Consider the following 12373-nt stretch of genomic DNA (forward strand, 5'->3'; position numbering starts at 1 on the left):
TCGCGCGAAACCGCCACCCTGCCTCACGTGGAATGGCGGTTTCGCGCGAAACCGCCATCGGCACCGGGCGCCTTCGGGATGAGCCGGGCCATCCCGAAAAGGCCCCTGAGTCAGGCCAGCGCGGCCGGCGGCGTGTCGGCGCGTCGCCCGGCCTGCACGGCCGCGAAAGCCTCGGCGATGCCGTCGATCCCCGCCGTCATCGCCGCGGCGTCCAGCGAGTAGGGCAGCCGCGCGAAGCGCTCGAACGCGCCGCCGATCCCGAACCGCGGCCCGGCCGCCAAGCGCACGCCGAACTCCGGGGCCACGGCGGCCAGCGCCGAGCTCACCGGCTGGGGGAGTCGCGCCCACACCGACAAGCCACCCGCGCACGGGCCGGTCGTCCAGTCGGGCAGGCGTGCGGCCAGCAGGTCCAGCAGCAGGCCGCGGCGCCGTCGGAGGTCGGCCAGCCGGTCCGGCAGGAGCCGGTCGATCTCGCCGAGGAGCTCGGCGCACGCGAGCTGTTCCACCACCGGCGTGCCGAGATCGATCCCGGACCGCGCCTGCCCGAGCCGCTGCACGAGGCCGGCGTCGGCGCGGATCCACCCGACCCGCAGGCCGCCCCAGAACGTCTTGGCCGCCGAGCCGATCGAGATGACGCCGGTGTGGTGCGCGGCCAGCGGAACAGGCGGGTCGACGTCGAGGGCGAGCTCCGCCATCGTCTCGTCCACCACCACCGGGCAGCCCGGCCGCAGCTCCGCCCGGTCCTGATCGGGCAGGCAGAAGCCCGTCGGGTTGTGGAAGTCCGGCAGGAGGTAGGCCATCGCGGCGCCGCGGGTGGCCGCGGACAGGCTCTCGACGTCCCACCCGGTGTCGGTGAGCGGGACCGGGACGACCCGGCAGCCGGTCGCGCGGAAGACCTGCAGCGCATGCGGATAGGTGGGGTGCTCGACGACGACCCGGTCGCGGGGCCGCAGCAGCGTGCGGGCGATCAGCCCGAGGGCGTGCTGGGCGCCGCTGGTGATCAGGACCTGCTCCGGGGTCGTCGCCAGCCCGCGGTCGGCGTACCGCCGGGCGATGGCGGTGCGCAGCTCTGGCAGCCCGAGCTGCGAATAGCCGTGGCGCGGCAGGTGGCGGGGGAGCTGGTCCAGCGCACGGCGGTACGCCCGGTGCAGGGCCTCGCCGGGAGCGGGCGGGGCCGCGTGGGAGAAGTCGATCAGGTCGCGGCCGGTGGTGTCCGGCTCCGGTCGGTCCCCGCCAGGCGGAACGCGGGTCCGGCTGCGCGAGCGGGCGCGAGCGCTGAGATATCCCTGGTCGCGCAGCGCGGCGTAGGCCGTGGACACCGTGGTGCGGCTGATCCCGAGCACCGCGGCCAGATCCCGCTCGCCCGGCATCGTGGTGGCCAGCGGCAGCCGGCCGTCGAGGATCAGCAGGCGGATCAGGTCGGAGAGCCGGCGATGCGCGGGCCCCGGGCCCGCGGACCAGTCGCCCAGCAGCCGGGCGAGCGCGTGGCTGCTCGTGTGCATGAGGCCAGAGTCTACGATCTGGCCCTTTCATCCGATGCCAGATGGCGAGCACGATCGTCGGCGTTGATCCCGAACCGACTTTGAGGACACCCGTGGCTTCGATCTCGCAACCGAAAAGCCGCCGCCATTCGGTGGCCCGGCGGATGACCGCCGCCGAGCAGCTCCGCGCCGAGAAGAAGGCGTGGCGGTTCCCGCAGCTGGTCGTGGGGCTGATCGGGTACGGCACGTCCCTCACGTTCCTGGTCCAGTCGTCGCTGGGGGCTTCGAGCTGGAGCGTTCTGGCGGAGGGCATCTCGCTGCGCTCGGGGATGACGTTCGGCTGGGCGACGAACCTGACGGCCGTCGCCGTGCTGCTCTGCTGGATCCCGCTCCGGGAACTGCCGGGGATCGGCACCTTCCTGAACGTCGTCCTGGTCGGCACGTCCGCGGACGTCGCGGCTTCCTTCGTGCCGATGCCCGCTTCGCTGCCGCAGCAGCTCGGCTACTTCGTCCTCGGGCTGCTGATGCTGACCTTCTTCGACGCCGTCTACCTGGGGGCCAGGTTCGGCTCGGGGCCGCGGGACGGGCTGATGACCGGTGCGGTGCGCATCACCGGCAGGCCGATCTGGATGGTCCGCACCGGGATCGAGGTGGTCGTCCTGGCCGCCGGCTGGATCCTGGGCGGCACGGTCGGCTTCGGCACGCTGCTGATCGCGTTCTGCATGGGCCCGATGGTGCAGAACTTCCTGCGCTTCACGACCGTTCGCCTCGCCGGCGACCACGAGTGACCGCAGCGGGCGGACCCGAGCCGGGTCCGCCCACTGTGGACGTTCCTACTGCTGTGCGAGCGAGTCCGCCGGGACGTCGATCCGGCGGAGCGAGCGCTCCTTCGTTTCCGGCAGCAGCAGGCCGCACGCGATGCTCAGCACGCCGTACACCCCGAGCATCACGCCGATGGCACTGCTGCCGTACGCGGCGACCAGGCCCGCGGCGAGGACGGGCGGCACACCGCCGCCGATGATGGTCGCCACGTTGTAGCTCATGCCCGCCGCGGTGTAGCGGTGCCCGGTGGCGAACAGCTCCGCCAGGTAGGCGGCCGCCGGGCCGAGGACGATCCCGCCCCCGATCATCAGCAGGCACAGGCCGATCCCGACGAGCGCGGTGTTCGCGGTGTCGATGACCGGGAAGGCGATCAGCCCGCAGACGAAGGTGGCCACGTTCCCGACCAGGACCACCCGGCGCCTGCCGAACCGGTCCGATACGGCCGCACCGGCCGCCGTCGCTGCGACAAGCACGATCCCGCCGACCACGCCGAGCGCGAGCATGGTCGGGCGCGGGATCGCCAGCACCGTGCTGGCGTAGGTGGTGAGGTAGACGGTGCCCATGTAGTTCAGCGCGAACGCCGCGGCCACGGTGCCCCCGGCGAGCAGGATCAGCCGGGTGTCGCGGCCGAACGCGGCGCGCAGCGGCGCGGCGTCCCGGATCCGGCGTTCCCGCTCGGCGTGCAACTCGCGGAAGACCGGGGTCTCCTCGATCCGCAACCGCACGTAGAGGCCGATGCCGACCAGCAGGGCGCTGAGCAGGAACGGGATCCGCCAGCCCCAGGCCAGGAACGCGTCCGGGCTCAGCACCAGCTCGACCGCCAGGAAGGTCGCGCTGCTCAGGCCGAAGGCCGTGCCGGGGCCGAGCTGCGGGAACATCCCGAAGCGGCCGTGCTTGCCGGGCGGGGCGTACTCCACCGCCAGCAGGGCCGCACCGCCCCATTCGCCGCCCACCGCGACGCCCTGCAGGAACCGCAGGACCATGAGGATGATCGGCGCGGCGATCCCGAGCGTCGCCGAGCCCGGCAGCGCGCCGATGGCCACGGTCGAAAGCCCCATCAGCAGCAGCGTGTAGACCAGGGTCCGCTTGCGCCCCAACCGGTCTCCGAGGTGACCGAACAGCGCGGAGCCCAGCGGGCGGGCGACGAACGCCACCGCGACCGAGGCGAGCGAGGCGATCGTGCCCGCCGCGGTGCCGAGCGCGGGGAAGAAGACCTTGGGGAACACCAGCGCGGCCGCGGTGCCGTAGATGAAGAAGTCGTAGAACTCGATCGTCGTGCCGGCGAAGGAAGCGAGCGCGATCCGGCGCGTCGGTAACGCGGCTTCGCCGTCGTGGGTGGTCATCGGCAGTCCTCACGTGTCGGGATGGCAACGGGGCCGGAGCAAGATCATCGCCGGTCGCCCCGGAGGACCTCAAGCCGGAGTGCGTCGGCGCACCCGTTCGAGACCCTGCCGGGCCATCCTGCACCAGAGGTGCGACAAGCGACGCCGCGGCCGCCTGGGGTGCAGGGCGCTGATTTCGCGCGAAATCGGCATTTCACGTGGGGGAGGGTGGCGATTTCGCGCGAAATCGTCGCCGGCGCCTTCACCAGGCGAGTCCGGTTCTGCCTGAAATCGGGGGTTTCCGGCCGGTGGAGATCACGGGTCGATCACGAGAACTCCTGACGGGCTAGGGAGTTCCGGTGTCGCCGGGGCTTGCTCGGCGTGGTGCAGTCAGGACGGCGTCCAACGAGAACGCTCCCGCGCCGACGATCAGCAGGAACACCGAGCCGAACAGCTGGGACCACTCCACCCGCGACTCGTGCATGTAGCTCCAGAATCCCTGGTGGGTGAGGATGGTGGCCTTCGTCAGGATCTGCGCTCCCAGCATGTCGACGATCATCGGGATGGCCGCCGGGCGGGTCAGCAGGCCGACGATGAGCAGCGCGCCGCACACGATCTCGAACACGCCGTCGAGGTAGGCGAAGAACTCCGGCGCGGGTAGCGGGGTCTTGGCGAAACGACCGGGCCCCAGCTCGCCGGGGAACAGGAACTTCTGCACCCCTTCGGTCAGGAAGATCCAGCCCACCACGAACCGGATCAGCACGACGGCCTTCGGTGCGGTGGTGCCCAGCAACCGCATCCGCAACGTCGCGGTGGCCGGTGGCGTCGACGTCATGCGGACAGTGTCGCGCGGTCGGACTTCGCCTGCGAGATCGACCGAATCCCCTTCCCGGCCAGGGCGGGTCCGCGCGCGGCCATCCACTGTGGTCAGCGGGGGACCACCGCGACCGGGCACGGCGCGTGGTGCAGGACGCCCCTCGCCACCGAACCCAGCCGCAGCGCCGTGAAACCTCCGCGCCCGCGCTGGCCGACCACCAGCAGCTGCGCGTGCTGGGCGGCGTCGCACAGGGCCGTCGCCGGCGGGACGTTCGACACGATCCGGCGCACGGCGACCTCCGGGTAGGCGTCGCTCCAGGCCGACACCTGCTCGGCGAGGCGCAGTTCGGCCTGGGTGAACAGCTTGTCGCGGTCCGGGCCGTCGTGGGGGCCGGGGGTGAAGTAGCTGTTCGGCAGCGCCTGCACGGCGACCAGTTCGCTGCTCCGCCGGTTGGCGGCGTCGAAGGCGTAGTGCAGGGCGGTCCGGCTGCCCGGCGAGTCGTCGACCCCGACGACGACCGGGCCGGACTTCGCCGGGCCCACACCGCGCACCACGACGACCGGCGACGTGGCGTGCGCGGCCACGGCAGCGCTGATCGAACCGAGCAGCGCGCCCCGGAGGGCGCCGTGCCCGTGGGAACCCACCACCAGCAGGCGGGCGGATTCCGACCGGTGCACCAGCTCCGCGGCGGGATGGCCGTAGGCGACCTCGTCGACGATGTCCAGCTCGCCGGCGGCGTGCCGGCAGCGGGCGTCGATGTCGTGGACCAGCTCCTTGGCGTAGGGCTCCCGCGCCGGATCGTCGCTGACCAGCACGAGCCGCAGCGGAACCGACAGCCGGACGGCTTCCGCGGCCGCCCAGAGCGCCGCCCGCGCCGATGCGCCGGAGCCGTCCACTCCGACCACGACGGACTGTTCTTCTCGCGCCATGTTCCGCGCCCCCACGAGGTTCCTGCGCGACCGTGCCAAGCGGGACGGGTGTGCCGCTAGGGCCGATCGGCCTTACCGGCGCGTACGGGAGCGCGCCCATGGTGACCATCTCCTCTGGCCGGGTGGCGCGGCGCGCGCAACCGTCGATCCGGGAGGCGACCGCGGCGATGACGGGTCTGTGCACCGATCTCTACGAGATCAGGATGGCGGCCGGCTATCTGCGCCGGGGCATGACGTTGCCCGCGACGTTCAGCCTGTTCGTGCGGGACCTGCCGCGCGAGCGCGGATTCCTGGTCGCCGCGGGGCTCGCCGATTGCCTGGACTTCCTGGAACGGCTGCACTTCGCCGCCGAAGACCTGGCCTACCTCGGCGACGTCGTGCATCTGCCGGAAGGCGATCTGGCCGCGCTGGCGGAACTGCGCTTCACCGGCGACGTGCTGGCCGTTCCCGAGGGCCGGGTGGTCTTCGCCGGCGAACCCCTCCTGGAGGTCACGGCGCCGCTGCCGCAGGCGCAGCTGGTGGAGACGGCGCTGCTGAACTTCGCGACGTTCCAGACGGCGGTCGCGGCCAAGGCGGCCCGCTGCCGGATCGCCGCGCCGCACGCGGACCTGGTCGACTTCGCCGCCCGCCGCACCCACGGGCTGGAGGCGGCCCGGGCGGTCGCTCGTGCCTCGGCCATCGCCGGGTTCGCGGGCACCAGCTACGTCGCCGCCGCACGCGAGTTCGGGCTGTGGGCCGCCGGGACGATGGCGCACTCCTACGTCGAGGCGTTCCCCGACGAACGCACCGCATTCCGGGCGTTCGCCGCCGATTTCCCCGATGCCGTGGTGTTCCTGGTCGACACCTACGACACCCTGCGCGGCGTGCGCGCGGCGATCGACGTCGCCCGGGAGTTGCCCGCCGGCAGCCGCATCGGGATTCGCCTGGATTCCGGCGACCTCGGCGAGCTGGCGGTGCAGGCGCGACGGCTGCTGGACGACGCGGGCTTCCCGGATGCCCGGATCATGGCCAGCGGTGGGCTCGACGAACACGCGCTCGCCGGACTCACCGACGCGCCGATCGACATGTTCGGCGTGGGCACCAAGATGGGCGTTTCCGCCGACGCGCCATCCCTGGACAGCGCCTACAAGCTGGTCGAATACGGCGGGACGCCGGTGATGAAGCTGTCCGTGGGCAAGCTGACCGCGCCCGGCGCGAAACAGGTCTACCGCGGCGAGCCCGGACGGCCCGACCTGCTCGCGCTGCGCACCGAGGACCCGCCGCCGGGCCGTGAACCGCTCCTGGAGCCCGCCATGCGCGGCGGCGCGCGGGTGGATCAGCCGGAGCCGGTCCAGGCGGCGCGGCGCCGGTTCGAGCGCGACCTGCGGTGGCTGCCCGAACCGGCCCGGCGGCTCATCGGTCCGGAGCCGGTCGAGGTGCGCGCGACGCCGATGCTGCTGCGGTCCGCCGATTCCGTCCGGCATCGCCTGGAACAGGCGTTGTGAGCGCTCAGCTCGGCCGGCCGGGGTACCACCAGTTCGGCGGCGGGGCCTGCCGGTTCGCTTCGCGTTCCACCAGCGCGGGCAGGATGACGTGGACGCCGCGCGCCGCGACGGCGCGGTCGATGTCCGAGGGCGCGACGATGCCCACCAGCCGGCCGTCGTCGAAGACGAGAACGTGCCCGTCGGTGGACTCCGAGAGCCGGGGCAGGACCGCTGCCAGCGGCTCGTCCGGTGCCGCGGTGGGCACGCGGGTCATCGGGCAGGCGGCGTCGCGCAGCGTGGCAGGTGGCTGGCCGCAGGCGGTCAGCGAGCGGATCCGGCGGAGGGACACCAGTCCGTCGACCCCGCCGTCCTCACGCAGCACCGGGAAACTGGCGTGCGCGGGGCGGCGGTCCAGGAACTCGCCGGTCGTCGAACGGCCGTCGACGGTCTCGACCGGATGCGACATCACGTCCCGCATCAGCACCCCGGACAGCGCCATCCCCGCGCGGGCCTGGCGTTCCTCGGCGAAGGCGATGCTCGCGATGAAGAGCCCCAGCAGGATCCACCACATCCCCTCGGGGCCCTGGAGGATCGACTGCGCGAATCCGGCGGCGACCAGCAGGCCGCCGAGCCCGAGCCCGGCGCGGGCCGACCACGCGGCCGCCTCGAACCGGTCGCCGCGCCATCGCCACAGCGCGGCGCGCAGTACGCGGCCGCCATCCAGCGGAGCGGCCGGAACGAGGTTGAACACCGCCAGCACGAGGTTCAGCACCGCCAGGTAGGTCAGCACGCCCACGACGAGGCCGCCCGCGCCCACCCGGTCCGCGCCCCAGGCCAGCACCCCGAAGGCCACGCCGGCCACGGCGCTGGTGACGGGCCCGACGATCGATATGCGCAGGTCGGCGCCGGGACTTCGCGCCTCGTCCCGCAACTGGGCGATCCCGCCGAGCAGCCACAGCGTGATGCCCTCGACCGCGACACCGTTGCGGCGGGCCACGATCGCGTGCGCGAGTTCGTGCGCCAGCAGCGAACCGACCAGGAGGACCGCGGCGGCCAGCCCGGCCAGCGCGTAGCCGACGGTGGAGTGCCCGGGGAAGGCCAGCGGCAGCTGGTAGCCCGCCAGCCCGATGGCGACCAGCACGACGATGCCGAGCACGCTCCAGTGCAGTCCGATCCGCACCCCAGCCACTCGTCCCACCGGGACCGTTCCGCGCATGACCGCACCTCTGCCGGATTGAGCCTCACCCCCAGTGTGCCTCCCCGTCCCCAGGATCACGCCGGGCCGCGAACAGCAGGACGCCGGCGACGGCCATCGCGGGAACGGAGGTTGTCTCCTGGATCACGTGTTCGACGAAGTCCTTGCGACCAAGTCCCGGCGCAACGAGGCCCCGGTCGCCGTGGGCGGCCGGGGCCTGCGGCTCCTGCGCGGGGCCGTCAGTTCTTCGGGTCGTCGCGCTGCTTGTCGTCGACCTGCTGCGGGCTGGGCTTGCCGGAGTCCAGCTCGTCCTGGTCGCGCTCGGCGGCCTTCTCGTCGTCCTTCAGGCCGCGCGCTTCGGCTTTGAGCACGCGGGCGGACTGGCCGAGCGAGCGGGCCATCTGCGGCAGCTTCGCCGATCCGAACAGCAGCAGGACCGCGGCGAGCACGATCAGCCAGTGCCAGGCACTGAGCGAACCCATGGGCGTACTTCCATTCGCTGTCGTGGACACCTGGGCCCCGCGACGCCGCCGTCGTCCGGTGCGGGAGCCCGTGGCGTGCCGGCTCCCGTGGGACCAGGTGACCCGTCGTTTCCCAACGGGTCGGAGTATACGCCGCCCCGGCGCCGCCCCGGCCGAGCGCCCGATTCCTGACCAGGGCGAATCCGCTTCGGTGCGACCGGGGAGAACACGTGGCGGCGGCCTGGAATCCAGGTGGGCACCCGGCAACGTCGTGTCTACTGTGGATGATCATTCTGCGGGCTCGCCCGGGTGCCGGTGGGCGCGAACCATGCGGCAGCTGGGCGACCTGCGCAACCTCGACCCGCGGCGCGCGGTCGCGAACTACCTGCTCGGCGGCGCCGGGCCGAAGACCCTCCTGTCGCGATTTCCGCGCCGCGGCAACCCGTTCCATGCCCCGGAGAGACGCCGCCTTCGGCGTCGAGGCCACCTGAGAACCGGCACCTCCGGGTCGGTGACAGAACTTCCACAACTTCCGATAGGTGCTAAAGCGAGACGCCGCGTGGTGCCGTGCGGCACCATCACCCACCACCCGGTCCGGGAGACCGGTGTCACAGTGAGGTGATGATGCGGAAGTTGAAAGTGGTCCTGGCGGTGCTGGGCGCGGCGCTGCTGGTGTTGCTGGTGCCGCCCCTGGTCAGTTCGGGGGGCGATGCCCCGGGCTCGCAGATCCGCGGCCTGCGGGTCATGGTGCCCAACACGCCGGGTGGCGGCTACGACATCACGGCGCGCACCGCGGTCAAGGCGATCGAGGACACCGGGCTGAACGGGCCGACCGAGGTGTTCAACCTGCCCGGCGCGGGCGGCACGGTCGGGCTGGGCAGGCTGGTCAACGAGTCGGGCAACGGCGCGATGGTGATGTCGATGGGCCTGGGCGTGGTGGGCTCGGTCTACACCAACCACTCGCCGGTGTCGCTGCAGAACACCACGCCGATCGCGAAGCTCACCGAGGAATCCGACGTCATCGTGGTGGCCAAGGACTCCCCGTACCAGAACATCGCCCAGCTGATCGCGGCGTGGAAGGCCGACCCCGGCGCGGTTCCGGTCGGCGGCGGCTCGTCGCCCGGCGGCCCGGACCACCTGGCGCCGATGCTGACCGCGAAGGCCATCGGCCTGTCCGCGAAGCAGGTCAACTACGTGCCGTTCGACGGTGGCGGCGAGCTGATGGCCTCCGTGCTCGGCAGCAAGGTCGCCTTCGGCGTCTCCGGGATCGGCGAGACGCGCGACCAGATCGCGGCGGGCGAGCTGCGGGCGCTGGCGGTGACCAGCCCGGAGCGGGTGCCCGGCATCGACGCGCCGACCCTGCGGGAGTCCGGTGTGGACGTCAGCTTCACCAACTGGCGGGGCATCGTCGCGCCCCCGGGCATCACCGACCAGGAGCGGGAGAAGCTGATCTCGCTGTTCACCAAGCTGCACGCCAGCGAGCAGTGGCAGCAGGCCATGAAGCTCAACGGGTGGTCCGACGCCTTCCAGACCGGCGATGACTTCGGCGCGTTCCTGGCGTCCGAGAACGACCGCGTCGCGTCGGTGCTGAAGGAGTTGGGGGCGGCATGAGTTCCACTGCGGACAAGACGGAGTCGCCGGCGGAGCCGGTGCGCGAGAGCTGGTGGCGCGCGCACTCCGAGCTCGGCATCTGCGTGCTGCTGCTCGCGGTCGGCGCGCTCGTGCTCGTCGACGCGGCCCTGATGCCGACCGATTTCGCGCAGCGCGGCCCGGTCGGGCCGAAGGCGGTGCCGGTCGTGGTCGGTTCGCTGCTGGTCCTGGTGTCATTGCTGCTGGCGCGGGACGTGCTGCGCGGCGGCCGCGGCGAGGCCGAGGCCGGCGAGGACGTCGACCTCGACGCGCCGACCGACTGGCGCACGCTGCTGTTGTTGTCCGGGTTCTTCCTGCTCAACGCGGCGCTGATCAACATCATCGGGTTCCCGGCCTCGGCCGCGATCATGTTCTGGGGTGCGGCCTACGCGCTGGGCAGCCGCAACCCGGTGCGGGACCCGCTCATCGCGGCCGCCATCTCGGTGCTGACGTGGCTGGCGTTCAACGAACTGCTCGGCGTTCCGCTGCCCGGTGGCCCGCTGATGGGGGTGCTGTAACCGATGGACCTGACGAACCTCCTGGGCGGTTTCGCCACCGCCCTGACCCCGCAGCACCTGCTGTTCGCCGCGATCGGCGTGGTGCTGGGCACCGCCGTCGGCGTGCTGCCGGGCATCGGCCCGGCGATGGCGGTGGCCCTGCTGCTGCCGGTGACCTACGCGTTGGATCCCACCGGCGCGTTCATCATGTTCGCCGGCATCTACTTCGGCGGCATGTTCGGCGGATCGACCACGTCGATCCTGCTCAACACCCCCGGCGAGAGCGCCGCGGTGGTGGTGGCCATCGAAGGCAACAAGATGGCCAAGAACGGCCGGGGCGCGCAAGCGCTGGCCGCGGCGGCCGTCGGGCACTTCGTCGGCGGCCTGGTCGGCCTCATCCTGCTGGTGCTGCTGGCACCGGTCATCGCGGGCTACGCGGTCGACATCGGCGCGCCGGACTACTTCGCGTTCATGGTGCTGGCGTTCGTGGCGACCTCGACGGTGCTGGGCAGCTCGCGGATCCGCGGCTTCGCCTCGCTGCTGATCGGGTTGACCATCGGGCTGGTCGGGCTCGACCAGATGAGCGGGCAGGCCCGGCTGACGTTCGGTTCGCTGCAGCTGGTCGACGGCATCGACGTGGTGCTCGTCGCGGTCGGCCTCTTCGCGGTCGGCGAGTCGCTGTGGGTCGCCGCGCACCTGCGCAACACCCAGGAGAAGCCGATCCCGGTCGGCCGGCCGTGGATGTCCCGGCAGGACCTCGGGCGGGCGTGGAAGCCCTGGCTGCGCGGCCCGCTGATCGGTTTCCCGTTCGGCGCGATCCCGGTCGGGGGCGCCGAGGTGCCGACCTTCCTGTCCTACACCGTCGAGCGGCAGCTGGGCCGCCGCAGGGGCACGTGGGGCAGCAAGGGCGCGATCGAGGGCGTCGCCGGCCCGGAGGCCACCTCGACGTCCAGCGCGGCGGGCACCATGGTCACGATGCTCACCCTCGGCCTGCCGACCACCTCGGTGGCCGCGGTGATGCTGGCGGCGTTCCAGCAGTACGGCATCCAGCCCGGTCCGCTGCTGTTCCAGCGCGAAGCGGACCTGGTGTGGGCGCTGATCGCGAGCATGTTCGTCGGCCTGGCGCTGCTGCTGGTGATCAACCTGCCGCTGGCGCCGGTGTGGGCGAAGCTGCTGCAGATCCCGCGGCCGTACCTGTACGCGGGCATCCTGTTCTTCGCCAGCGTCGGTGCGTACGCGATCGGCGGCGAGGCGATGGATCTGGTGCTGCTGTTCATCATCGGGGCGATCGGCTTCGCGATGCGCCGCTTCGGCCTGCCGGTGCTGCCGGCGATCATCGGCGTCATCCTGGGCCCGACCGCGGAGCTGCAGATGCGCCGAGCGCTGCAGATCAGCGATGGTGACCTGACGGGCCTGGTGAACTCGCCGCTGGCGATCGTGGTCTACGTGATCATCGCGATCCTGCTCACGTACCCGCTGTGGAGCCGCCTCGTCCGCCGCACGCCGAAACCGGCGGAACCGGCGGACCGGGTCGACGCCTGATCCACCCGGACGAAGGGCGTCTTCGGGCACATCCGCCCGAAGGCGCCCTTCGCGCATGTTCAGGAGTTTCGGGCCGGGGCTGATTCCGCCTGGTGCGAGCGCGCAGTCGTGAGTGGTGGTGGTCGCCCGGGCGACCAGCCCGAGTCGTGCCCCCAGCTCGAGTCGCCGTGGTGCCAGGTGGTGCCGGAATCGACGGCGCCGCCGCTGTCCGTCGA

Annotated in this window: 11 protein-coding genes; 5 read left to right on the top strand and 6 right to left on the bottom strand. The window is 72.3% G+C overall.

The window, feature by feature from the left end; translation table 11 throughout:
* Nucleotides 1-110: 110 nt before the first annotated feature.
* Nucleotides 111-1502 carry a MocR-like transcription factor YczR gene (gene yczR / locus ACWEV3_RS42980; RefSeq protein WP_452619436.1) on the bottom strand — a complete coding sequence of 464 codons (1392 nt, stop codon included), beginning with the start codon at nucleotides 1500-1502 and terminating at the stop codon, nucleotides 111-113.
* A gap of 92 nt (nucleotides 1503-1594) precedes the next feature.
* Here yczR and yczE point away from each other — a divergent pair, with 92 nt between their 5' ends.
* Nucleotides 1595-2269 (top strand): membrane protein YczE, encoded by a 675-nt coding sequence (gene yczE / locus ACWEV3_RS42985; RefSeq protein ID WP_358565914.1) that lies wholly within the window; start codon nucleotides 1595-1597, stop codon nucleotides 2267-2269.
* Nucleotides 2270-2314: 45 nt separating this feature from the next.
* Here yczE and ACWEV3_RS42990 read toward each other — a convergent pair whose 3' ends face one another.
* From ACWEV3_RS42990 to ACWEV3_RS43000, 3 genes are all read right to left on the bottom strand, one after another.
* Nucleotides 2315-3646: an MFS transporter gene (locus ACWEV3_RS42990; RefSeq protein ID WP_452619437.1), complete on the bottom strand. Its 1332-nt coding sequence runs from the start codon at nucleotides 3644-3646 to the stop codon at nucleotides 2315-2317.
* A gap of 325 nt (nucleotides 3647-3971) precedes the next feature.
* Nucleotides 3972-4460: a DoxX family protein gene (locus ACWEV3_RS42995; protein WP_452619438.1), complete on the bottom strand. Its 489-nt coding sequence runs from the start codon at nucleotides 4458-4460 to the stop codon at nucleotides 3972-3974.
* Between the two features lie 92 nt (nucleotides 4461-4552).
* On the bottom strand, nucleotides 4553-5371 hold the full coding sequence (locus ACWEV3_RS43000; protein WP_452619439.1) for a universal stress protein: 819 nt from the start codon (nucleotides 5369-5371) through the stop codon (nucleotides 4553-4555).
* Nucleotides 5372-5469: 98 nt separating this feature from the next.
* Here ACWEV3_RS43000 and ACWEV3_RS43005 point away from each other — a divergent pair, with 98 nt between their 5' ends.
* Entirely contained in the window at nucleotides 5470-6855 is a 1386-nt protein-coding gene (locus tag ACWEV3_RS43005; protein ID WP_452619440.1) for a nicotinate phosphoribosyltransferase, read from the top strand.
* A 4-nt stretch (nucleotides 6856-6859) separates the two neighbouring features.
* On the opposite strand, the gene ACWEV3_RS43010 is transcribed toward ACWEV3_RS43005, so the two are convergent.
* Nucleotides 6860-8050: a site-2 protease family protein gene (locus ACWEV3_RS43010; RefSeq protein ID WP_452619441.1), complete on the bottom strand. Its 1191-nt coding sequence runs from the start codon at nucleotides 8048-8050 to the stop codon at nucleotides 6860-6862.
* A gap of 218 nt (nucleotides 8051-8268) precedes the next feature.
* Nucleotides 8269-8511 (bottom strand): Sec-independent protein translocase subunit TatA, encoded by a 243-nt coding sequence (gene tatA / locus ACWEV3_RS43015; protein WP_452619442.1) that lies wholly within the window; start codon nucleotides 8509-8511, stop codon nucleotides 8269-8271.
* Between the two features lie 603 nt (nucleotides 8512-9114).
* On the opposite strand from tatA, the gene ACWEV3_RS43020 reads away from it, so the two are divergent.
* From ACWEV3_RS43020 to ACWEV3_RS43030, 3 genes are read left to right on the top strand one after another with little or no spacing between them, the layout of a single operon-like run.
* On the top strand, nucleotides 9115-10101 hold the full coding sequence (locus ACWEV3_RS43020) for a Bug family tripartite tricarboxylate transporter substrate binding protein (protein WP_452619445.1): 987 nt from the start codon (nucleotides 9115-9117) through the stop codon (nucleotides 10099-10101).
* Nucleotides 10098-10637 (top strand): tripartite tricarboxylate transporter TctB family protein, encoded by a 540-nt coding sequence (locus ACWEV3_RS43025; RefSeq protein WP_452619443.1) that lies wholly within the window; start codon nucleotides 10098-10100, stop codon nucleotides 10635-10637. Before ACWEV3_RS43020 ends, ACWEV3_RS43025 begins: the two co-directional genes overlap by 4 nt.
* 3 nt (nucleotides 10638-10640) lie before the next feature.
* Nucleotides 10641-12158 carry a tripartite tricarboxylate transporter permease gene (locus ACWEV3_RS43030; RefSeq protein ID WP_452619444.1) on the top strand — a complete coding sequence of 506 codons (1518 nt, stop codon included), beginning with the start codon at nucleotides 10641-10643 and terminating at the stop codon, nucleotides 12156-12158.
* Nucleotides 12159-12373 lie beyond the last annotated feature (215 nt).

The organism is Saccharopolyspora sp. NPDC003752, from assembly GCF_053605825.1.